This is a genomic window from Streptomyces sp. NPDC038280 (assembly GCF_055600045.1).
On record NZ_JBVJYZ010000001.1, the window covers coordinates 21,848 to 43,965 of the forward strand.

Annotated in this window: 22 protein-coding genes; 12 read left to right on the forward strand and 10 right to left on the reverse strand. The window is 70.4% G+C overall.

Annotation, left to right across the window (positions count from 1 at the left end; all coding sequences use genetic code 11):
* Positions 1-16: 16 nt before the first annotated feature.
* Positions 17-769, reverse strand: a complete 753-nt coding sequence (locus ACZ7J0_RS00120; RefSeq protein ID WP_470882700.1) for a GAF domain-containing protein — start codon at positions 767-769, stop codon at positions 17-19.
* Positions 770-940: 171 nt separating this feature from the next.
* Here ACZ7J0_RS00120 and ACZ7J0_RS00125 point away from each other — a divergent pair, with 171 nt between their 5' ends.
* The gene (locus ACZ7J0_RS00125) at positions 941-1,261 is read left to right on the forward strand and encodes a hypothetical protein (protein ID WP_470882701.1); all 321 of its coding nucleotides are present in this window, start codon (positions 941-943) and stop codon (positions 1,259-1,261) included.
* A gap of 190 nt (positions 1,262-1,451) precedes the next feature.
* Here ACZ7J0_RS00125 and ACZ7J0_RS00130 read toward each other — a convergent pair whose 3' ends face one another.
* Entirely contained in the window at positions 1,452-2,618 is a 1,167-nt protein-coding gene (locus tag ACZ7J0_RS00130) for a PP2C family protein-serine/threonine phosphatase (protein WP_470882702.1), read from the reverse strand.
* Between the two features lie 102 nt (positions 2,619-2,720).
* Here ACZ7J0_RS00130 and ACZ7J0_RS00135 point away from each other — a divergent pair, with 102 nt between their 5' ends.
* The 6 genes from ACZ7J0_RS00135 (at position 2,721) to ACZ7J0_RS00160 (ending at position 7,564) form a co-directional block, all read left to right on the forward strand.
* On the forward strand, positions 2,721-3,221 hold the full coding sequence (locus tag ACZ7J0_RS00135; protein ID WP_470882703.1) for a MarR family winged helix-turn-helix transcriptional regulator: 501 nt from the start codon (positions 2,721-2,723) through the stop codon (positions 3,219-3,221).
* Between the two features lie 277 nt (positions 3,222-3,498).
* Positions 3,499-4,377, forward strand: coding sequence for an STAS domain-containing protein (locus ACZ7J0_RS00140; protein WP_470882704.1), 879 nt, complete (start codon positions 3,499-3,501; stop codon positions 4,375-4,377).
* The gene (locus tag ACZ7J0_RS00145; protein WP_470882705.1) at positions 4,374-4,787 is read left to right on the forward strand and encodes an STAS domain-containing protein; all 414 of its coding nucleotides are present in this window, start codon (positions 4,374-4,376) and stop codon (positions 4,785-4,787) included. The genes ACZ7J0_RS00140 and ACZ7J0_RS00145 overlap by 4 nt, the downstream gene beginning before the upstream one ends.
* The gene (locus ACZ7J0_RS00150; RefSeq protein WP_470882706.1) at positions 4,771-5,241 is read left to right on the forward strand and encodes an anti-sigma regulatory factor; all 471 of its coding nucleotides are present in this window, start codon (positions 4,771-4,773) and stop codon (positions 5,239-5,241) included. The genes ACZ7J0_RS00145 and ACZ7J0_RS00150 overlap by 17 nt, the downstream gene beginning before the upstream one ends.
* Positions 5,238-6,272, forward strand: coding sequence for a SpoIIE family protein phosphatase (locus ACZ7J0_RS00155; RefSeq protein ID WP_470882707.1), 1,035 nt, complete (start codon positions 5,238-5,240; stop codon positions 6,270-6,272). The genes ACZ7J0_RS00150 and ACZ7J0_RS00155 overlap by 4 nt, the downstream gene beginning before the upstream one ends.
* Positions 6,245-7,564 carry a PP2C family protein-serine/threonine phosphatase gene (locus tag ACZ7J0_RS00160; RefSeq protein WP_470882708.1) on the forward strand — a complete coding sequence of 440 codons (1,320 nt, stop codon included), beginning with the start codon at positions 6,245-6,247 and terminating at the stop codon, positions 7,562-7,564. The genes ACZ7J0_RS00155 and ACZ7J0_RS00160 overlap by 28 nt, the downstream gene beginning before the upstream one ends.
* A 130-nt stretch (positions 7,565-7,694) precedes the next feature.
* Here the strand turns inward: ACZ7J0_RS00160 and ACZ7J0_RS00165 are convergent, their stop codons facing one another.
* Positions 7,695-8,045: a PRC-barrel domain-containing protein gene (locus ACZ7J0_RS00165; protein WP_468709920.1), complete on the reverse strand. Its 351-nt coding sequence runs from the start codon at positions 8,043-8,045 to the stop codon at positions 7,695-7,697.
* Positions 8,046-8,109: 64 nt separating this feature from the next.
* Positions 8,110-8,271, reverse strand: coding sequence for a DUF5670 family protein (locus tag ACZ7J0_RS00170; RefSeq protein WP_468709922.1), 162 nt, complete (start codon positions 8,269-8,271; stop codon positions 8,110-8,112).
* Between the two features lie 470 nt (positions 8,272-8,741).
* Between ACZ7J0_RS00170 and ACZ7J0_RS00175 the strand changes: the two genes are divergently transcribed.
* Both ACZ7J0_RS00175 and ACZ7J0_RS00180 read left to right on the forward strand, forming a co-directional pair.
* A complete protein-coding gene (locus ACZ7J0_RS00175) occupies positions 8,742-13,037 on the forward strand; it encodes a HAMP domain-containing protein (RefSeq protein WP_470882709.1) in 4,296 nt (1,431 codons plus the stop codon).
* 80 nt (positions 13,038-13,117) lie between these two features.
* A complete protein-coding gene (locus tag ACZ7J0_RS00180; protein ID WP_470882710.1) occupies positions 13,118-15,610 on the forward strand; it encodes a SpoIIE family protein phosphatase in 2,493 nt (830 codons plus the stop codon).
* Between the two features lie 87 nt (positions 15,611-15,697).
* On the opposite strand, the gene ACZ7J0_RS00185 is transcribed toward ACZ7J0_RS00180, so the two are convergent.
* The 6 genes from ACZ7J0_RS00185 to ACZ7J0_RS00210 form a co-directional block, all read right to left on the reverse strand.
* Positions 15,698-16,564 (reverse strand): RNA polymerase sigma factor SigF, encoded by an 867-nt coding sequence (locus tag ACZ7J0_RS00185; RefSeq protein WP_470882711.1) that lies wholly within the window; start codon positions 16,562-16,564, stop codon positions 15,698-15,700.
* A 136-nt stretch (positions 16,565-16,700) separates the two neighbouring features.
* A complete protein-coding gene (locus ACZ7J0_RS00190) occupies positions 16,701-17,921 on the reverse strand; it encodes a phospholipase D-like domain-containing protein (RefSeq protein WP_470882712.1) in 1,221 nt (406 codons plus the stop codon).
* Between the two features lie 148 nt (positions 17,922-18,069).
* Positions 18,070-18,342, reverse strand: coding sequence for a WhiB family transcriptional regulator (locus ACZ7J0_RS00195; RefSeq protein WP_470882713.1), 273 nt, complete (start codon positions 18,340-18,342; stop codon positions 18,070-18,072).
* A gap of 148 nt (positions 18,343-18,490) precedes the next feature.
* Positions 18,491-19,225 carry a restriction endonuclease gene (locus ACZ7J0_RS00200; RefSeq protein WP_470882714.1) on the reverse strand — a complete coding sequence of 245 codons (735 nt, stop codon included), beginning with the start codon at positions 19,223-19,225 and terminating at the stop codon, positions 18,491-18,493.
* Positions 19,226-19,414: 189 nt separating this feature from the next.
* Positions 19,415-19,762: an STAS domain-containing protein gene (locus tag ACZ7J0_RS00205; protein ID WP_470882715.1), complete on the reverse strand. Its 348-nt coding sequence runs from the start codon at positions 19,760-19,762 to the stop codon at positions 19,415-19,417.
* 78 nt (positions 19,763-19,840) lie between these two features.
* A complete protein-coding gene (locus ACZ7J0_RS00210; protein WP_470884053.1) occupies positions 19,841-20,419 on the reverse strand; it encodes an ATP-binding protein in 579 nt (192 codons plus the stop codon).
* A 178-nt stretch (positions 20,420-20,597) separates the two neighbouring features.
* Between ACZ7J0_RS00210 and ACZ7J0_RS00215 the strand changes: the two genes are divergently transcribed.
* The 3 genes from ACZ7J0_RS00215 to ACZ7J0_RS00225 all read left to right on the forward strand — a co-directional run bounded on the left by ACZ7J0_RS00215 (position 20,598) and on the right by ACZ7J0_RS00225 (position 22,097).
* On the forward strand, positions 20,598-21,041 hold the full coding sequence (locus ACZ7J0_RS00215) for a PRC-barrel domain-containing protein (RefSeq protein WP_470882716.1): 444 nt from the start codon (positions 20,598-20,600) through the stop codon (positions 21,039-21,041).
* Positions 21,042-21,071: 30 nt separating this feature from the next.
* A complete protein-coding gene (locus ACZ7J0_RS00220; protein WP_470882717.1) occupies positions 21,072-21,389 on the forward strand; it encodes a hypothetical protein in 318 nt (105 codons plus the stop codon).
* Positions 21,390-21,536: 147 nt separating this feature from the next.
* Positions 21,537-22,097, forward strand: coding sequence for a pyridoxamine 5'-phosphate oxidase family protein (locus tag ACZ7J0_RS00225; RefSeq protein ID WP_470882718.1), 561 nt, complete (start codon positions 21,537-21,539; stop codon positions 22,095-22,097).
* The last annotated feature ends 21 nt before the right edge of the window (positions 22,098-22,118 follow it).

The following is a 22,118-nucleotide window of genomic DNA, read 5'->3' on the forward strand; positions in this document are numbered from 1 at the left end:
CTCGTCGGGATCGTGGTCAAGCTCGGTCGGGTCGTTGGTCGCGGTCGGCCTGCTCCGCGAACCGGGAGTCCGTCGCACGCGTCCGCGACGGCTGGAGGACGAGGTCCGCCACGTCGAGCAGCGACACCCCGTCGCGGGCGCTGACCTCCTGCAGTCGCACCAGCGCCTCCGCGACGGCGCACCCTTCTCCGGCCGCGACATAGCCGGCGGCCCGGTGAATGCGTTCCCAGCGCGCCGCGCGGGTGTCGGTGGTCCACACCGGCCGTCGGCAGTCGGACCCGGCGTGCACGGGCCGCCAGCGCATGAGCGCCTCCAGGGCGAACCCGGCCGCGGACTGCGCGTCGGCGATATGGCTGCCCGTGACCGGGGTGGCTTCGGTGTAGTACAGGCAGATCACGCCGATCGGTGTGTGCTGGGCGTGCAGCGGGAGCGCCAGTACGCGCTGGACGTCGGGGAGGTCCTCGGCCAGCCGGGGACCGGTACGGCTGTGGTAGTCGCGCAGGTCGGTCACGAGCACCGGCCGCATCTCGAGTGCGGCACTGATCGAGGGCCCGTCGGCCAGCGCGAACTGCGCCGCCTCGCCCTGCAGGGCCGACTCGTCGGTGGCGTGGAGAAGTTGCCAGTCCTCCAGACGCGGCAGCAGCGAGAGGGCCGCGCGGCGCGCACCGAGCGACTGCGTGAACGCGGCGCAGAGGCGCTGCGGCAGGGCGCGCCTCCCCACGGCGGCGGCGACGGAGACGTCATGCACGATCGATGGTGGTTCCTCCATGGCTCCATCCCTCAACGGTTGAGGGTTCGTCTACCACTCCTCGGCGACGTCATGTCTGCTCTGTGCGAACGGCCTTCATCGGCGGGCCGCCGGAGGCACATCACGGGCACCCGGCCGGGTAGGCGTAGCGGTATGACCATTCATCGGAGGGTACGGAGCGAGGAACCACGGGTGGGCACGCGCGCCTACGCCGACGTCGAGCGGGCCAGGCGGCGGCTCGAGGCCCATGCGGCCGAGGGCGCCCGGGCGCCGCAGTTCTCCAGCGGGGCGTCGGCGGCTTACCAGTGGTCGCTGGGGCGCGTGGAACGCGGGCCGGTCACGGGGGCCGGCGTCGCGGAGGGCGTGCCGGATCTGAAGGTGCTGACGGCCGAGGTGGACGCGGCCGTGGTGCAGATGGAGGATCCCACCGGGCGCCCGGGGCAGCGGGACTACAGCCGCGGCGTCCACGACGCACTGGCCTGGGTCTGCGGCCACCGCGACGAGGCCCCCTGACGGGCGAAACGCGGACACGAAGAGGCGCCCTGACCTGGGCATGCGCGGGGTCGGCTCCCTACGCGGCCCCCGACCCGCGAAGGTGCACGGAACCGCCACGACGAGGCCTGATGGGCGGGGGCGCGCGGCGCCGGTTGCCGTCGGCAACCGGCTCGTCCGCGAACCCTCCCCGCGTCCGCGGCGTACGGCGTTACGGCCGCCCGTGCCAGTCGAGGCAGACGACCATGGCGTCGTCCTCCGCGTCGATCGGCCCGCGATGTCCCGCGAGCTCCTTGAGCACCGCCCCGGGCACCTGGGAGGGCGGGAGCAGCCGGGTCGCGGCGATGGCCCGGGCCAGCGCCTTCTCGCTGTAGCGCTCGCCCGCCGGTGAGGTCACGTCGTAGACGCCGTCGCTGAGGAAGAAGAGCCGGTCCCCGGGCAGGACTCGGATGGACTCGGCCGTGTAGATGCTGTCCTCGAACATGCCCAGCGGCAGCTGCGCCTCGAGCTCGATCGGCTCGGCCTTCCCCTGCCTCAGGCGCCACATCTTCGGCGATCCGGCGTCCACGATCTCCACCTCGCCGGTGGCCAGGTCGAAGCGCAGCAGCAGTACGGAGAGGTGGACTCGCCCCTGGTAGTGCCCGTAGACGGCCTGGTCCGCGAGGAAGGCCTGATCGACCAGCGACAGTCCGGCCCGCCGGGCGTTGCGCAGTGCGTTGACCGCGAGGTTGGTGAGGAGGGCGGCTTCGATGCCCTCTCCCATCCCGTTGGTGACGGTCAGGGTGAGGTGGTTCTCCGAGGTGGACCAGTCGAAGTTGTCTCCGAAGATGGCGTAGGCGGGTTCCAGCTGGGCCCCGATCTCGTACTCGGGACGGGAGCAGGAGCGGCCGGGCAGGAGCTGCCACTGCATCTCGGCGGCGAGGGTGAGCCGGCTCGCGCGGCTGGCCTGGAGGTACAGGTCCGTGTCCCGCTCGGCGACGACGATCTCGTGGCCGAGGACCTCGGCGATCTCCTGGAGTTCGTATTCCGCTTCCGCCGTGTACGCGTCGGCGGGGAGGCAGACGGTGAGGACGCCCATGCGGTCGCCCCGCACGCTCACGGGAAAGTGGGCGTTCACCTGGCTGGTCCGGTCCAGCTTCTCCACGTAGGGTTGCTGGGCCCCGAAGGCCCGCCCCGGCCCGCTGTTGTGGACAGGAACCGGGTCCGCGGTGTAGGGGAGCGCGTGGACCGGTTGCAGTATGGTCATCGCGTAGTCGGCCATGAGCAGGTCAACGGAGGCGGCTGTGTAGTGGGCGATGAGCGCGTCCCGCACTGCGTTCACGAGAGCGTGGGGCGCGGAACCGCGCAGAGCCCGTTCCACAGCCTTGAATCTGTCCACCGTTCGATTACCACCTATTCGTGAAGATAGAGCAAAAGGAGCGGTTGGCCTCTTATGTCTCAGCGACTGACAGGGCCGTTGCGAAGTGTCACAGTTGGGGGCATGCATCCCGAGACTCCTTCTGGCGACGGTCGGCAGGCTGCCGTGCGCGCCACTGGGGAGATCATCGAGCTGCTGGAAGTGCTCTGGAACAAGGGCCGGGACATGGCGTCGGCCGGCCCGGTCTCGTCCTCGCAACTGCGCGTGCTGTACATCCTGGATCGCGAGCAGCCGATCAATCTGCGCACGTTGGGTGACATTCTCGGATCGGCACCGTCTTCGGTGAGTCGCATGTGCGACCGTCTCGACGCATTGGGCTTCATCGAACGGTCCGCCAGTTCCGCCAGCCGCCGCGAACTCGAGCTGCGTTTGTCGAACCGTGGAGAAAGTTACCTAAAGGACCTGCGCTCCCGTCGGGAAATCGCCCTGCTCGAAGTCGTCTCCGCGATGACGGGGGCCGAGCGCGCTTCCCTCGTGGACGGCCTGAACGGTTTCTGTTCCGCCGTGGAGGACTCCACTCCGAAGAGGGACACGGTGCACCCGGGTGCGGCGGAGTCCGCCTGACCGCTCCACGCGGTCGGCACGTCGACCGCTTCACCCGTCACCAGCCTTCATCTCTCCTCTGAACGCGCGGAGGGCGCACACACGATCCGCACGGGGAAAGAGTGTTTCCTCGGGCATACAGTTGTCAAACTGCAACTGTTGACGTTCATATGGGCCCCCTCACTCCTCCCCCCGCGGGGTGGCGCCCTGAACCCCCTCCCCAGGTGGGCGACTTCCGATGGTCCCCCGGCCTCCGCTAACTTTTTCCCTGCGACAACTATTGCGAAGGTGGGATCGCATGACCGTCCAGGACGCCGAGGCGCGGCTCCATGTCAGCGTCGCGCTGCGCGAGCAGAGTGAGAAAGTGGCCGACCGCTGGGTCCAGTTGCAACTCGAGCAGGCAGTGCTGGGGACCGGCATCACCGAGATCGAGCTCCGCGAGGAGGCCGACGCCGTGGTCGAAGCGCTGCGCTCCGGCCTGGAGTCGGACCGGCGCACGGAGCGCGTCGTCGCCGCTCACCCGGCCCTGCGGCAGGCGTTCACCGAACTCTCCCTGCGCCGCGCACGGGGCGGCGCCTCGCCGACCGCGACGGCGATGGCGATCCTGGCGCTGAAGGAGGCACTGCTGGAGACCGTGCAGCAGGTCACGCGCGACGCCGACACGCTGTACTCCGCCGTCCTGCTCGTCAACCGGCTGGTGGACGCGGCCGGCGCGCTGTCCTTCACCACCTACGTGGAGGGGCGCGAGGAGATCATCCGGCGGCAGAGCCGGCAGCTGCTCGAAGTGTCGACTCCCGTCGTACGCCTGTGGGACAAGGTGTTGGCCGTCCCGTTGATCGGCGCGCTGGACACCAGCCGTACGCAGGTGGTCGTGGAGAACCTCCTGGAGGCCATCCAGCGGGAAGAGACCCAGGTGGCGATCATCGACATCACCGGCGTCCCGACGGTGGACACGGCGGTCGCCCACCATCTGATGCAGACGGTCAACGCCGTGCGGTTGATGGGCGCGGACTGCCTGATCAGTGGCATCCGCCCGCCGATCGCCCAGATCATCGCCCAGTTGGGCATCGACCTCTCGTCCATCCTGACGCGCGCGACCCTCGCCGACGCGCTCGCCGCCGCCATCTCCCTGACCGGCCAGTCCGCGCACCTGGCCGGTTCCACGGCCGCCCGGTGACCGGCTCCTCCTACGGAGGCGTACCGATCCTGCGCCTGGGCGACGTCCTCGTCACCGGTCTGCTCGACGAACTCGACGACAAAGCGGTCGTGTCGTTCACCGACGAACTGACCCAGCGGATCGTCTCCGACCGGGCGCGGGGCGTCCTGATCGACATCTCGCAGCTGGAAGTCATCGACTCGTTCGTCGCCCGGACGCTCATGCAACTCACCACCACGGCACGGCTGTTGGGTGCCAGGGTCGTGGTGGCCGGCATGCGGCCGGCCGTCGCCATCACCCTGGTGGAGCTGGGGCTGCGACTGCCCGGCGTGGAGACCGCGCTCAACGCCGAGCTGGCCATGGCAGCTCTGGGCTGGTCCCGTACTCCCCCGTCCCCTTCGAAGGGAGCCCCGGGTGCTTCCCTCCAGTGACCTCGGCCGGGCTCCGGCTCCTGGCGCGGACGCCGGTGAGCAGCACGGCGCGGGACCCGTGACGCACCAACTCCGCGCCGAGGAGGACCTGCTCACCGCCCGGCACGCCGTCCGCGCGGTCACGCAGCGCGCCGGATTCGGTCTGGTGGACCAGACGCGCATCGTCACGGCCGCGAGTGAACTGGCCCGCAACGCCTATGTGCACGGCGGCGGGGGGACCCTCGCGATCGAGCTCGTCCAGCGGGCCGGTCGACGCGGTCTGCGGCTGTGCGTGGCGGACCAGGGCCCCGGCATCGCGGACCTGGACAAGGCCTTCAGGGACGGCTACACCTCCGGCGCGGGCCTGGGGTACGGCCTGGGCGGCGCCCGGCGCCTCATGGACGAGTTCCACGTCCGCACCGCTCCCGGACAAGGCACCACCGTCATCGCCCTGCGCTGGCACACCCGGCCGTGAACACGTCCTCCACGCCGACGTCATTCGTCCCCATCGATCACCACAGCGCCGTGTCGATGGCGGCCCGGCGCGCCCAGGACCTCGCCCGCGCCTGCGCGATGCCCGGCGCGCTGCCCGAGCAGGCGGCGGTCGTCGCCGGCGAACTCGCCAGCAACATCGACAAACACGCCCGCAATGGGGCGGTGTATCTGCAACCCGCCGCCCGGGGGTCCGGCCTGGACGTCATCGGCGTGGACCGGGGGCCCGGCATCGCCGACATCGCTCTGAGCTTCACTGACGGCTACACCACCACCAACACCCTCGGGGCCGGCCTCGGAGCGGTACGGCGCATCGCGACCGACTTCGCGTTCCGCTCCGAACCCGGGTTCGGAACCCTCGCACACGCCTGGCTCGCCGCCCCGGGCGGGACGCGACAGCCCGCCGACGTAGGAGCGTTGTGCCTTCCGGCGGCCGGTGAGCAGGAGTGCGGGGACGGATACGCCGTCGCCCGCCGGGGGGACACCTGGACCGGGCTCGTCCTGGACGGGCTGGGCCACGGCCCCGAGGCCGCGATCGCGAGCCGGCTCGCGGTGCGCACGTTCGTCCACCGCGCGGATCAGCCGCTGCCGGACATCCTCACGGCGCTGCACAAGGCGCTGCGCCACACTCGCGGCGCGGCGGCGGCGGCCGTACGCGTCCACGCGGACCGGGCCGAGTACTGCGGCATCGGCAATGTGCGCGCTGTGACGCTCACCCCCGAGGGTGTCGACCAGCAGCTCACCGGGCAGCCGGGAATAGTGGGATACACCATGCCGGCCCCGCGCGTGCGCACGCTGGGGCTCCACTCCTGCCCCTCCGTCATCGTGGTGCACACCGACGGCATCGACCACCGCTGGACGCACGCGGCGCCCTCCCCGCCCTCCGGGCTGCCCCCGTCGCTCCTGGCCGCCTCGCTGCTCCACACCCACCGCCGCCGTCGCGACGACGCCACCGTCCTCGCGTTCGGCCCCCTCCAAGGGGTCACATGTCCCGAGACACCTTCCGTACGCTGAGCGCCCTGCGGCGCACGGCTCGGAGCATCGCCCTCACGCACCGGCTCCCCGCCGAGCAGAGAGCCCGGCTCGTACTGACGCTCAGTGAGGTGTCCGCGGTCCCGCTGGGCCACGGACGCCAGGTCACCCTCACCACCGCTCACGAGTCGACCGGTGACGGCCCGGGCCTGCTCACCATCGCGCTGGGCTTCCCGCAGCAGGGTGTGGGTGTCACCCCGGATCCCGACCGACTCCCCCTGCCGGGGTGTGCGACGGCCGACGGCACGATCGTCTGGCATCTGCCGCTTCCCCCGGACCTCGAGCGCCCCGACCGGTCCGGGCGCGTCGTGCTGCCGTCACCGGGCCCGCCGCCGTCGGGACGCACCGCTCAGGCGCTCGTCACGGCGTCACCGGACAACGGCCACGCCGATCTGGCACTGATGGAGGAGGAGCTCCGCGCCGCCCTCGCGCGGGCCGACGCCCTCTCGGAGGCGCACCGTCGGCTGGAGAACGAACTCGCCGAGACCAACAGCGGGTTCCTTGCCCTCTACGTCCAGCTGGAAGAGCGGGACGAGCACCTGCGCAAGGCGCACGGCCGCACACTGCGCGCCCTCGAGGACGCGCTGCGGCCCCGCCCGCTGAAGGTGGACGGGGCCGAACTCGCCGTCCACTACGCGCCCGCCGGCGACGACGACCCCACCGGCGGGGACCTGTACGACTGGTTCACGCTGCCGGACGGAACCGTCCACATCACCGTCGTCGACGCGCTGGGCCACGGCGTCACCAGTACGCGCACCGCCCTGACGGTGACCCATGCCGTACGGACGCTGGCGCTGGAGGGCCACCCGCTGGAGACGATCGTGGCGCGCACGGACGAGATCCTGACGCCGTTCGACGAGAACGTCATGGCGACCCTGCTCCTGGCGCGCCTCGACCCCGCCACGGGCGAGCTGAAACTGGCCAATGGCAGCCACCCGCCCGCGCTCCTGGTCCGCCCCGACGGGACGGGCGCGTACCTCGAGGTGCGGGGCCGCGGTATCGGCTATCCGCAGCCGGGCAGTGAACGTGTGCTCACCACCGACCTGGAGGCCGGAGATCTGGTCATCCTCTATACGGACGGCCTCACGGAGAACCGTCGCGACCCCCGGCTGGGAGAGGAGCTTCTTCTGAAGTCGGCCCTGCGGCATCTCGGTGAGCCCACCGCCGGTATTCCGGGCGCCATTGCCGAGGACATTCTCACGCATGTTCTGCATCCGGACGACACGCTCGCCATCGCCATTCGTCTGGGTTCCCGCGATGCGACGGGTTCTTGATCGCCCTCCGCGATTCCTGTCTCCATGATTCCCCGTTCCTGGTTCCCCTTATATGCGTAATCGACCACTGGAAACACCGCTGGGGCGGCACCCCGAAAGGTGCCGCCCCGACGAATGCGATTAAGGCGCGTCAGAGAAGAGGGCCGCCGTAATAGCCACCGATCGTCCGGTGGTATTCCGGGTCCTCCAGATGCTTGTCCGGGTGGAACTCCGGGGCGTCCTTGATCTGCTCCTTGGTGCGATCCACGTGGATCGCCTTCTCGTCGACGTCGATACGGGTCACCGTGCCGGCGGGCAGGAGCACGTGCTTGCCGAAGATCCAGGGGCCGGTGTCCACCACCAGATAGGAGGAGCCGACCTCGTCGGAGTGCTTGTCGACCTTGCCGATGCTGCCGTCCGTGGCCTCGACCTTGTAGCCCTCCAGCGACACGCCGTCGAGACGGCCGGACGCCTGGCGGTAACCCCAGATGTTGTCAGTCATGAGCACCTTCCTCGCAGAATGGAGATTCTGTCGGATTCGTTCTGCCATCCGACCGCTTTTCGCCCTACCAGCGATACCAGCGGCCACTTCCGCCACGGGGACGGGCGACAAACCCGATCAGCCACAGGACGAGGAGCACGACCGCGATCCACCAAAGGGCCTTCAGCGCGAAGCCCGCACCGAAGAGGATCAGGATGAGCAGGAGTACCAGAAGCAGGGGAACCATGTTTATCAACCTCCGGAATCGATGGTGCCCCCGAACATGCGGACCACACCTGCCGAGTTGAGTCGTCATTCGCCCGGACCGCTTCGCTCCATTCCGGCGGCATGTGACAGGGATCGCGCTTTTCCGCGCCGATCCGACCGCCGCCCGGCTCGAGGCGGCCGGAGCGGGCATCAGGTGCGCGGTGCGCCCGGCCCGGGCCGGGAGGCGGGAAGGCGGCCGGTGAGGAGCCGGCGCCGCCGGCGTACGCCCCTGCCGAGGACAGCCACGGGAAGCCCCCGAAACCGGTCAGCCCGGCCGGAAAGCGGCCTGACGCTCGATTGCCCAGGTCAGCCGCCGTGCGTTAGCCTGCGACGTATTTTGTCGTACGGCAATGGTTAAGTGCCGAAAAGATTTGGCGGTGAGCATGCCACCTCCGTGGCACGCCCCTGTCGGGTCTTTCGTCGTGGCATCCGAGCGGAACGAGGTTGGTCATGGCAGAGACGGTGGCCGAAGGCTCACGTCCTGTGCATCGTTCGCGCCCTTCCAGGGAGAGCGGCAAGGTGGGCGAACCGGAGCTGCGACAACTACTGGCAGGGCTCACGGCCGTGCGCGACGGCGATTTCGGTACGAGGCTGCCGGACGAGGCGGACGGGCTGCTCGGCGAGATCGCCACCGTGTTCAACGGCATGGTCGACCAACTGTCGCTGTTCACCTCCGAGGTGACGCGCGTGGCGCGCGAGGTGGGCACCGAGGGCACCCTCGGCGGTCAGGCCGAGGTTCCGGGCGTCTCCGGTACGTGGGCGGACCTCACCGACTCGGTCAACGCGATGGCGGGCAATCTGACGGCCCAGGTGCGCGACATCGCCCAGGTCGCCACGGCCGTGGCCAAGGGCGATCTCTCCCAGAAGATCGACGTCGACGCGCGCGGCGAGATCCTCCAGCTGAAGGAGACCGTCAACACGATGGTCGACCAGCTCTCCTCCTTCGCCGACGAAGTCACCCGCGTCGCCCGCGAAGTGGGCAGCGAGGGCCAGCTCGGCGGACAGGCCGAGGTGCCCGGTGTCGCGGGCGTCTGGCGGGACCTGACCGACTCGGTGAACTTCATGGCCGGCAACCTCACCGACCAGGTCCGCAACATCGCCCAGGTCACGACCGCCGTCGCCAAGGGCGACCTCTCCCAGAAGATCGACGTCGACGCGCGCGGCGAGATCCTCCAGCTGAAGAACACCATCAACACGATGGTCGACCAGCTCTCCTCCTTCGCCGACGAGGTCACCCGCATGGCCCGCGAAGTGGGCACCGAGGGCCAGCTCGGCGGCCAGGCCGATGTGAAGGGCGTCTCCGGCACCTGGCGCGACCTGACCGACTCGGTCAACTCCATGGCCGGCAACCTCACCGCGCAGGTCCGCTCCATCGCCCAGGTCGCCACCGCCGTCGCCAAGGGCGACCTCTCCCAGAAGATCACCGTCACGGCGCGCGGCGAGATCCTGGAGCTGAAGGACACCATCAACACGATGGTCGACCAGCTCTCGTCCTTCGCCGACGAAGTCACCCGCGTCGCCCGCGAAGTGGGCACCGAGGGCAACCTCGGCGGCCAGGCCACCGTGCGCGGCGTGTCGGGCACCTGGAAGGACCTCACCGACAACGTCAACGTCATGGCGTCCAACCTCACCGGCCAGGTGCGCTCCATCGCGCAGGTCGCCACCGCCGTCGCCAAGGGCGACCTCTCCCAGAAGATCACCGTCGAGGCCAAGGGTGAGGTCGCCGCCCTCGCCGGCGTGATCAACACCATGGTGGACACACTCTCCGCCTTCGCCGACGAGGTCACCCGCGTGGCCCGCGAGGTGGGCACCGAGGGCCGCCTCGGCGGCCAGGCCCGGGTGCCGAACGTCGCCGGCACCTGGAAGGACCTCACCGACAACGTCAACTCGATGGCGAACAACCTGACCGGACAGGTGCGCAACATCGCTCTGGTCACGACCGCCGTCGCCAACGGTGACCTGTCGAAGAAGATCGACGTCGACGCGCGCGGCGAGATCCTGGAACTGAAGACGACCATCAACACGATGGTCGACCAGCTGTCCTCCTTCGCCGCCGAGGTCACCCGCGTGGCCCGCGAGGTGGGCAGTGAGGGCCGCCTCGGCGGCCAGGCCGAGGTCGAGGGGGTCTCGGGTACGTGGAAGCGGCTGACGGAGAACGTCAACGAACTGGCCGGGAACCTGACCCGTCAGGTGCGCGCCATCGCCGAGGTCACGAGCGCCGTCGCGGAGGGCGATCTGACCCGCTCCATCACCGTGGACGCCTCCGGCGAGGTCGCCGAGCTGAAGGACAACATCAACTCGATGGTGGGGTCCCTGCGCGAGACGACCCGGGCGAACCAGGAGCAGGACTGGCTGAAGTCCAACCTGGCACGGATCTCCGGGCTGATGCAGGGCCACCGCGACCTCGCGGTGGTCGCCGAGCTGGTGATGGACGAGCTGACCCCGCTGGTGTCGGCCCAGTACGGCGCCTTCTACCTGGCGGAGGAGGCGCCCGGGGGGATCGAACTCACCCTCGTCGGCTCGTACGGACGCCCCGCCGACTTCGACGGCCACACCCGCTTCAAGCTGGGTGAGTCGCTGGTGGGGCAGGCGGCGCGGAGCAGACGTACGATCGCCGCCGACGGCGTGCCCGGCGACTACGTCACCATCTCCTCCGGTCTCGGCCGGACGGCCCCGGGCAGCCTGATCGTCCTGCCGATCGTCGTCGAGGACCAGGTACTGGGCGTCATCGAGCTGGGATCCTTCACCCCCTTCACTCCGGTGCACCGGCGCTTCCTCGAGCAGCTGATGGAGACCGTCGGCGTCAACGTCAACACGATCGTGGCCAACGCCCGTACCGATGAACTGCTGGGCGAGTCACAGCGGTTGGCGAGCGAACTTCGGGCCCGGTCGGAGGAACTCCAGGACCAGCAGGAGGAGTTGCAGCGCTCCAACGCGGAGCTGGAGGAGAAGGCGGCGCTGCTCGCCTCGCAGAACCGCGACATCGAGACGAAGAACCTCGAGATCGAGCAGGCGCGGCAGGAGCTGGAGACCAGGGCGCAGCAGCTGTCGCTGGCCTCCAAGTACAAGTCCGAGTTCCTCGCGAACATGAGCCACGAGCTGCGTACGCCCCTCAACAGCCTGCTCATCCTCGCTCAGCTGCTGGCACAGAACCCGACGCGCAATCTCACCCCGAAGCAGGTCGAGTACGCCGGGATCATCCACTCCGCCGGCTCCGACCTGCTCCAGCTGATCAACGACATCCTGGACCTGTCGAAGGTCGAGGCGGGCAAGATGGACATCAACCCGGAGCCCGTCCAGCTGCGTCAGCTGCTCGACTACGTCGAGGCCACGTTCCGTCCGATGACCACCCAGAAGAACCTCGCGTTCACGATCAGCACGGCGCCCGGCGTTCCGACGGACGTCCTGACCGACGACTCGCGGCTGCGGCAGGTCCTGCGCAACCTGCTGTCGAACGCGGTCAAGTTCACCGAGCAGGGCAGTGTCGAGCTGCGCATCGAGCCGGCCCGGCCGGAGGAGCTCCCCTCCTCCGTGCAGCGCGGCGAGGGCGTCGTGGCCTTCCGGGTGAAGGACACCGGCATCGGCATCTCCGAGCAGCAGCTGGAGACGATCTTCGGCGCCTTCCAGCAGGCCGACGGCACCACGAGCCGCAAGTACGGCGGCACGGGCCTGGGGCTCTCCATCAGCAGGGAGATCGCGCATCTGCTCGGTGGCGCGGTCGTCGCCGAGAGCGTCCAGGGCAAGGGCAGCACGTTCACGCTCTTCCTGCCGGTGGCGCGCACGGACTGGGGGACCTACTCCGCCGGTCCTTCGGGGGAGGCGCCCGCGACGCACGGCACGGCCGGTGTCGAGCTGCTGACGGCCCGCCCGGCTCCCCTGCCGCGGCAGAAGCGCCGGCTCCTGGTCGTCGAGGAACGCGCGCGGGGCCTGCTGTCCCTGGTCGCCGAGAGCGCGGTGGCCGATGTCTCCGGACCCCAGGATCTGGGCGAGCGCCGGGACGACATCGAGGTCATCACCGCCGTCGGCGCGCAGGAGGCCGCCGCAAGCCTGGCCACGGCGCCGTTCCACTGCGTCGTCCTGGAACTGGACATGCCCAGTGGCGAGGCCATGCGCTTCCTGGAGGCCATGGACGGTGACGCCGCCGTCATGACCGTGCCCGTCCTCGCGCACAACAGCCGCAGGCTGGACCCGGCGCAGGAGGAGAGCCTCCAGTCCCGGGCGGGCAGTCGGCCGCTCGAACTGCTGTCGAGCCTCGACGAGTTGCGCGAACGCATCGCCCTGCACCTGTCGGCGGACGAGCCCGGCGACGTCCTGCCCCTCGTACGTCCGGAGGAGACGCGCAGGCCGTCCTCGCAGCCCATCGACGGGAGCCTGCTGGGCCACACCGTCCTGGTCGTGGACGACGACGCCCGCAATCTCTACGCCATCAGCGGCATCCTCGAGCTCCACGGCATCGAGGTGCTGCACGCCGAGAACGGCCGCAAGGGCATCGAGGCCCTGCGCGAGCATCCCGAGATCGGCCTGATCCTGATGGACGTGATGATGCCGGAGATGGACGGTTACGCCGCCACCGCCGCCATCCGGGCCGAACCCGCCCACGCCAAGCTGCCCATCATCGCGGTCACGGCCAAGGCCATGCCGGGCGACCGTGAGAAGAGCCTGGCGTCCGGGGCGAGCGACTACGTCGCGAAGCCCGTGGACGCCGACGACCTCATCGCCTGCGTACGGCGCTGGCTGAACAACTGAGGCACGCCGAGGGGGAGGGGCACCGCCCCTCCTTCACACGCCTCTCCCCCACCACCGCCGACCGAGGAGCCAGCAGTCCAGTGAGCACTCCCGAACGACCGGGGCAGCCCGTGCGGGACGACGGGCGGTCGGCACCCGCCGTCCCGCACGATCCGTCCCCGCCGGCTACCGCGCACGACCCGGACCCCGTCCTCTCCCCATCGGTCGACGCCCTGACGGACCCCTCGCTCAGCAGAGCGGCCAACGTCGGCAGGCTGGCCGCGACCGTGCAGCGCCTGCGGAGCGAGATCCGCGCCGCGCAGGCGGCGGCCGACGGCCGCGCACTGATCGAACTCGCCAAGGGCGTCCTCATCGAGCGCCTTCGGTGCGGGCCGTCTTCGGCCGCCCAGCAGCTCGCGACGCTCGCCGAGGAGGCGGGCCTCTCGCAGCTGGAACTGGCGGCGGACATCATCAACCAGGCCGCCCGCGACCAGGTCGCCGAGGTCGTCGACGCCTTCGTCCACCGGACCGCCGGCCTGCCCGTGGACGGGGAGGAGAGCGGCGTCTCCGTCGCCGTGCGGCTGCGTACGGCGGAGAGCGCCGCCCTGGCGGCGGGAGATACCCAAGCGGTCGCGGAATCCCTGCTGGAACACGCGCTGACCCCGCTCGGGGCCACCGCCGTCGCGGTGTGGACGGCGGGCTCCGACGCCTCGCTGACCCTCGCGGGCCACGCGGGTTTCACCACCGACGAGGCAGGCCGCTGGCGTTACGTACCCCCCGGTGTGGCGACCCTGGCCCGCCAGGCGCTGAGCGAGCGCCGGACCGTGTGGGTACGGTCCCACTCGTCGGCGGTCCTGCCGTCCATCGGCTCCGCGCAGAGCGCCGGCGGTGGCCGGGTGGCGGTCCCGGCCGGCACCGGCGGCCGGATCCACGGCATCCTGGAGATCTGCTGGCCCGGACCGCTGGAGCCGCAGCCCCCGCAGATCGAGCGCCAGATCGAGGCGCTCGCCGAGTTGTGCGCCCACACGCTGGAGGCCATGCCGGCGTCGGCCACGGCGTGGGACACGGTCAGGCCGTCGGCCGACCTCACCGAGCTGGTGGACCTGTCCGACGGTCTGTACGACCCGGCCCTGGTCCTCACGCCGTTCTTCGGGCCCGAGGGTGAGCTCGCCGACTTCCGCATCCACCATGTCAACGGCCACTTCGTCGACCCGGCCGGCCGACCCCGTACCGCCGTCAACGGCGCCCTGCTGCTCGAGGCCTATCCGAAGGCGGTCGGCGACAGCGACCTCTTCGAGAAGATCGAGCGGGTCTACGCCACCGGAGAGCCCTACCGCACCGAGCGGATGACGCTCACCGCCCTGGTGGACCAGGTGCCGCTCGCCGCCGTCGCCGACATCAGCGTCAGCCGCCACGGCGGCAGCGTGCTTCTCATCTGGCGCGTCGAGGACGAGACGGCGCGCCTGGCGAGTCTGCTCCAGCACGCCCAGCGGCTGGGCCGGATCGGCGGCTTCGAGGAGAACGTCGCCACGGGTGAGATCACCTGGAACGGTCAGCTCTTCGACCTCTACGGCCGCCCCCCGGGGTCCGACCCCGTGCCCCTGCACGAGCTGGCCGCCCATGTCCACCCCGACGACAGCGTCCTGATCGGTCGCTTCCTGCGTTCGGTGCTCAACCAGCGGCGACAGGCCTCAGCCGCGTTCCGGCTCCAGCGCCCCGACGGCATCACCCGGCACCTGCGCGTGATCGCCGAGCCGGTGCTGGACGCCGGCCGGCGACTGCTGGCGGTACGCGGCGCCTACCAGGACATCTCCGCCCAGCACTGGACCGAGGTGGCCCTGGCGGCGACCCGCGACCAACTCGCCCACACCGAGCAGCAGGCCGCCGAGCGCAACCGGCTGACGCTGCAGCTGCAGCACGCCATCATGCCGCCGACCCAGGCCCCGCTGGACAGCCCCGGGCTGCAGATCGCGGTGCGCTACCGTCCCGCGGAGTCCGAGTCCATGGTGGGAGGCGACTGGTACGACGCCGTCGTCCTGCCGTCGAAGCAGATCATGCTGTGCGTGGGAGACGTGGCGGGCCACGGCATCGAGGCCGCCACGACGATGGTGGTGCTCCGCAACGCCATGCGCGGACTCGCCGTGACGGGAGCCGGCCCCGCCCAGCTCCTGTCCTGGCTCAACATCGTGGCCCACTATCTGACCGAGCAGGTCACCGCCACGGCGGTGTGCGGATTGTACGACCCCGAGACCCACATCCTGCGCTGGGCGCGGGCGGGGCACCTTCCCCCGGTCCTGATCCGGGGTCAGCGGGCCACCACACTGCGGCCGCTCAACGGGATACTCCTCGGCGCCCTCGCGGAGGCCACGTACGAGGAGGAGGAACTGCGGATGGAGGCGGGCGACACCCTCCTCATGTACACCGACGGTCTGGTCGAGCGGCGGGACCAGTCGGTCCAGGACTCCCTGACGCATCTGCTGGAAGGGGCCCGCACGCCCAGCACCACGCTCGAGCGGCGCCTCGACGGGCTGCTCACGCACAGCAAGTCGGACACGGACGACGACACGTGTCTGATCGGCGTGCAGGTGATGTGAGACGGACGCGGCCGCGGGCGGCGCGGGCGTGGAGCGGGGCCGCGGTCCGGAGGGGAACGGACCGCGGCCCCGCGTCGTACTGGGCGCTCAGCGCGTGGTGAGCAGGCCTTCGCGCAGTCGTGTCAGCACCCGCGTCAGCAGTCGCGAGACGTGCATCTGGGAGACGCCGAGCTGCTCGCCGATCTGCGACTGGGAGAGCTCCTCGACGAAGCGCAGGTGCAGGATGCGCCGGTCGCGGTCGTCGAGCTGCTCGATGAGCGGGGCCAGGGCGTGGAAGTTCTCGACGAGTTCCATCGCGGGGTCCTCGGCGCCGATGAAGTGGGCCAGCGAGGCGTCGTCGTCCTCGCCGCCGTTGATGGCAGCGTCGAGGGAGCTGGAGGTGTAGCCGTTGGACGCCAGCCGGGCCTCGATGACCTCGTCCTCGGAGAGGTTCATCAGGGCGGCCAGCTCGCTGACCTTGGGGGCGCGGCCGAGGCGGGTGCTCAGCTCCTCGGTGGCCTTCGCCAGTTCGACGCGGGCTTCCTGGAGGCGCCGCGGCACGTGCACCGCCCAGGAGGTGTCGCGGAAGAAGCGCTTGATCTCGCCGACGATGTACGGCACGGCGAAGGTGGCGAACTCCACCTCACGCGAGAGGTCGAAGCGGTCGATGGCCTTGATGAGGCCGATCATGCCGACCTGGACGATGTCCTCCATCTGGTCGCCACGGCTGCGGAATCGGCCGGCGGCGTAGCGCACCAGGGACATGTTCATCTCGACCAGGGTGTTACGGGCGTACTGGTACTCGGGCGTGCCTTCCTCGAGCGTCACCAGCTGGTCGAAGAACAGCTTCGACAGGGCGCGTGCGTCCTTGGGCGCGACCTGCTGAGGGTTCTCGACCACCGGCAGCTCCGCGATGCCGCCCTCCGTCACCGTCCCCGTCGCCGTCGTCGCCGCCGTCGCCACCACAGTCGCCATCGTCCTGTTCCCTCCCATAATCAGCACGCACTCTGTCTTGGTACCGGAGTCGTCCAGTGAGCCGCGTCTACCCCGGGCTCCACCTCCTATGCCCACATCTTCTCCGCGAGTTGCGAAAAATACGGGGCCGCGCGCCTCAGAGAAAGCGCCGAAGCGGGGTGACCGCCGCCTCCTTGACGCGTTCGGCCAAGGGGCGGGCCTCCCAGTCGGCGAGGGTGACGGCGCGGCTGCGGGCGAGATCCTCGTCGAAGTGCCGGTCGAGGGTGGCGGTGAACTCCTCGTCGAGCACGGCGAGCATGACCTCCTCGTCGTGGTCCATGGAACGGCGGTTGAAGTTGGTGGAGCCGATCAGGGACGCGACACCGTCCACAGTGATGATCTTGGCGTGCATCATGGTGGGCTCGTACTGGCGGATGGCGACGCCGGCCGCGAGCAGGTCGCCGTAGTGGCCCTGGCCGGCCAACTGGCTGACGCGCTGGTCGGTGTGGCTGCCCGGCAGCAGGATCTCGACCCGTACCCCGCGCCGCGCGGTCTCGCAGAGCAGTCCGATGAAGTACTCGTCCGGCGCGAAGTAGGCGGTCGCCAGACGGAAGCGGTTCTCCACGGAGGTGAGCATGATGCGGATGAGGGTCTGCATGTCCTGCCAGCCGATGCTGGCCGACCCGCGCACCACCTGGACGATCGCGTCGCCGTGCTGGGCATGGGTGGAGAAGCGGTCGCGGTGGTCGAACAGTTCGGCGTGGCACTCGGCCCAGTTCTGCGCGAAGGCCGCGGCGATGCCGTCGACGGCGGGCCCGCGGACCCGGACATGGGTGTCGCGCCACTCGCGGGGGCCGCCCGCGTCGCCGCACCACTCCTCCGCGATGCCGACGCCGCCGGTGAACGCGGTGTGTTCGTCGACGATCAGGGCCTTGCGGTGACAGCGGTGGTTCTGCTTCAGCGGGGAGAGCCACAGCGGCTTGCGGAACCAGGCCACTTGCACGCCCGCGGTGTCCATCTCCTCGAGCAGGGCGGTCTCTATCTGCCGCGCGCCGAAGCCGTCGAGCAGCAGTCGTACGCGTACTCCGGCGCGGGCGCGGCCGGCGAGGGCGGACGCGAACTCGCGGGCTATCTCGCCGCGCCAGTACACGAAGGTCATCATGTCGATGGTGTGTTCGGCCCCTCGGATGGCCTGGAGCATGGCGGGGAAGATCTCCACGCCGTTGCGCAGCGGCAGCAGCTCGTTCCCTTCGGTGGCCGCGACGCCGATGAGGCGCTCCAGGCGGCGGCGGAGCCTCTGTTTGCGGTCCTCGGTGTCGCACCGCGCCACGTCGAGGGGCGTGGCGTCGTCGTGTCTGACGAAGTCGGTGACGCTCATCCGTGTCCTCCGGTCCTCCGGGTCCGACGGCGCCGACTCGCTCCCGTGGTGGCGAAGCCGCGGACGGCGTGTGCTGACGTGGCCCGCTTACCCGGCCGACGATCAGTCACGCCGTCGCTCTTCACTCCCCCGCGCTACTCCCCCGGCCTCACTCCCCGACGGCCCTGGCCCGGCGGCGGGCGGTGCGCCGCTTGAGTATGCGGCGTTCGTTCTCGTCGAGGCCGCCCCAGACGCCAATGTCCTGACTCGCCTCCAGCGCCCACGCCAGGCACCGCTCCCGCACGGGGCAGGGCCGGCACACCGCCTTGGCCTCTTCCGCCTGCAGCACGGCGGGGCCCGTGTTGCCGAGGGGGAAGAAGAGGTCGGGGTCCTCGTCCCGGCAGGCGCCGTCGTGTCGCCAGTCCTGTCGCCAGTCCGTCATTGGCTGGTGATCCTTCCTCTCCAGGGATGTGCGGATGTGGTGCGCGTACGGTCGGGTCCGCCCGGGATCACGGGCGGGACCGTCCCCTTCGGCTGACCGTCGGAGCCCGGCCCCAAACCCGGCCGGAAGTCCTTCGGGAAAACCGTGTTCAGACGGCCTCCTCCCAGGGCGCGGGGCCCGCGCCGTCGGTCCAGGCGACGAGGCCGTCCAGATCGACGCAGCGGATCCCGCACTGCTCGGCGTAGTCAGTGGCGGGCTGGGTGAACTCGCTCGTGGTCACGACCGCCGCGACATGGGCCTCGTGAACCGCGAAGCACGTCCCTCCGAAGCGTTGTACGTCCTGGGAGCCGACCTTGTTCAAAGGGCCGTAGCGCTTGCACTGGATGACGACGCGGCGTCCGTCCGGGGCGGTCGCCGTGACGTCGGCGCCGAGGTCGCCCGCGCCGCCGACGACCTCGACGTCCAGGCATCCGTCCCGCTCGCACAGGGCCGCGACCGCCTGCTCGAAGACGGCCGGATCCATGGCGGCGTAGTCCGCGGCCTCGAAGGTCCGCGGAGCCGCTCCGGCATCCTGCGCCGGCCCGGCCGGGAGCGCGGCGGCGGGGTCGTCGCTCAGCGTCCCGGCCATCTGGTGCGTGGCCTCCACCACCGCTTCGGCGGCCCGGCCGACGGCCCGGCGCCGACGTGCCTTCCGCAGCCCCGCCGCGGCGCCGAGGAGGAGGAGCGCGGCGGCGACGCCCACGAGGGGATGCTGCCCGGCTTGTCTCGCGATCACCTTCAGCGTCAGCCCGACGCCGCACAGGACGAGCGCGAGGAGCCCGAAGAACAGGATGGTCTGCCGAAGGCTGAAGGCCGGTCCACGCCGGCGTACGGGCATCGTCATATCCGGTGGCCACCCCCGGCCGCGACAGCGTCAAGATCACTCATGACTGCCGTCTGCCCGGCCTCGGCCGACTTCAACTACCTTGAGTAGTACATCATCTGACGATCCATCAGAACCGGTGGGCGCGGGCAGGGAGGGGCAGGGGGCGTTACTGACGCGGGTGTGTCGTCCGGCGCGGCGTGCCGGACCTCAGGCGGCGAGGGCGTCGTCGACGCTGGCGTACAGCGGGATGACGTCGTCCAGGCACACCAGCTCGATCACCTTGCGCACCGGCGGCTGGAGGCACGCCAGCCGCATCCAGCCGCCGGAACCCTGCGTGCCCTGATAGGCCCGCAGGAGGGCGTTGACTCCGGAGGAGTCCATGAACCTCAGGTCCGACAGGTCGAGCAGCAGACTGCTGCTCCCCTGTGCCCGGAGTGCCGTGAACGCCTCCAGAAAGGCGTCGACCCCGTCGAAATCGAGCTCGCCGCCGACTCTGAGCACCCCGATTCCAGATGGATGTACCTCACCCCGTACCTCCACCCGCGCGAGCTCCATTCCGCTTCTCCTCCTCCACACCGCGTCGGCGCCGCGCTCCGGCGCCGAGGTCCTCGACTCGACACTCGCCCGGGGATGTCAGTGCACCGCGAGCCGCGCCCGCACCCGCTTGCCCGAAGGGAGCGGCTCGACCTTCACGCTCTCGCAGACGGCCAGGACGATCTCCAGCCCATGCTGCCCGATCCTGCCGGGATCGGGTGCCTCCGCGACGGGAGCCTCGGGCCGGGTGTCGGAGACGGCGATGTCCAGTACTCCGCCCTTCAGTCCCAGGTCCACGCGGCACGGGCCGGGAGCGTGCCGGACGACATTCGTCACCAGCTCACTGACCACCAGCCGTGCGTCGTCGATGGTCCGCGGCCTCACCGCGCCTCCGGCGGCCCGCACCGAGAGAAAGACTCCGACGAAGTCCCTCGCCGCCGCGATCGCCTCCTGCGAATCACTGAAAGCCGCTGACGCGCGCTCCGACCGCTCACACGCTTCGTCCGTCGGCGTTGTCCCCACCGCCACCTGATGCCCTGCCTTCCGCTCAAGGGCTCGGCATGTCGTCGTGCCTCGTGTGAAAGTCACGCGCTCGCCCGTCAACACCACGGTTCCCCCCTCGCCCGCTCGACTCCCCCTTACCCGCACATGCGGCACCTTGCACCCATCGACTTTCATGACGAAGGCCACAGGTGGGAGGGCGGCCCGGAGCGTACGCCACACCTTCACTCCCCCTCGGCACGCCCCCACGCGCCTCCGCCGCGCCTCCCGACACCCCGTTTACGGGAAGGGCCACGGGTAAGGCGCTCCGGGCAGGGCGCGGCGACAGCAGAGCGAGAAACAGCGAGGAGCAGCGATGATTTCCCAGGAACGGTTGGCGACGCTGGCCGGACAGCCGGTCTACGCCGCGGAGGGCGTCGGCGTCGGAACCGTCGTCCATCTCTTGCTGGACGACACCACGGGTCGGCCCGAGTGGGCGCTGGTACGTAGCGATTCGTCCGGTTTCGGCGAGAGGTTCGTCCCCCTGAGGGACGCGATCGCCGCTCCGGACCGTCTGCTGGTCCCCTTCACGTCGGCCAAGATCGCGGCGGCCCCCGCCGTCACCCGGCAGAGCCTGTCCGTGGCGGACGAGAAGCAGCTGTTCACGTACTTCGGCGTGGAGGACGCCCGCGAGGAGGTCCACGCGGAGGCCGGCGCGGGCTGGGCCGGGATGGACAGGGCTCAGGCCATTCGGGCGGGCACCGCCGGAGCGGAGTCCTCGCGCAGCCGCCTGCGCGTGTTCAATGAGCACAGTGTCTGAAGCGGTCCACCTTCGTCCGAGGAGAGCCACGTGACCACGTACGTCATCACGATTCCGGGCACGTTCCTGCGGGAGCCGAACGACGACGCCAGGGCCGCGTTCGTGCGGCGTCTCCGGCCGGCCGATCCGCGCCACACCACCCTCGGCCGGATGGAGGACCTGGACATTCTGACCGTGAACGACGACGGCACCTTCACGGTCCGCCTGGAGGTCGAGGCGGACGACAGCGGCAGCGCCGAGGACGCGGCGCGGCGCGCGACGGCCGCCGCCCTGGGCGAGGCGGGCCTCTCCGAGGACGAGGCGCCGATGGGTCCCGCGGCCGTCACCGGTATCGACTCACAGACCTGACACAACCCCCGGGGGTCGATTGCCGTCCGCCCGTCGTACCCTTCCCTTCCTGAACGCCTCTTTGGACCCGGCACGCGCCCAACAGGAAGAGACCGATCTGCTGTGAATCGCCACGACGGGGGCGCCCCCACGACCAGCGGTGAACGCATGCTGCAGCACAGCCTCGGTACGGCCGAGCGGGCCGCGGGCTTCTACGACCGCCAGGTTCAGCCGCATCTCACCCCCGACATGCGGCGGTTCATACGCCAGCAGACCATGGTCTTCCTGGCCACGGCCGACGCCGGCGGCGCCTGCGACTCCACCTTCCGCGCCGGACCGCCGGGATTCGTCGTCGACCTGGACGAACGGACCCTCACCTACCCGGAGTACCGGGGGAACGGCGTCCTGGCCAGCGCGGGCAACATGCTGGAGAACCCCCATCTCGGGCTGCTGTTCATGGACTTCAGCCGCCACCACATAGGGCTGCACGTCAACGGGACCGCCCGCCTCCACGGCGACGACGACCAGCGGCGGGCGTATCCGCATCTCCCCTTCGACACCGCTCCGGGCCGACGGCCCGAATTCTGGGTGCACATCACGGTGGACGAGGCCTACGTCCACTGCTCCAAGCACATCCCCCATCTGGAACCGGCGCCCCGCCCCCGCGTGTCCCACGATGTCCGGCCGAAGGACTCCGACTACTTCGTCACGGGCGCCCCCGGCTCCTAGGGCCTCGCATCCGGCGCTTCC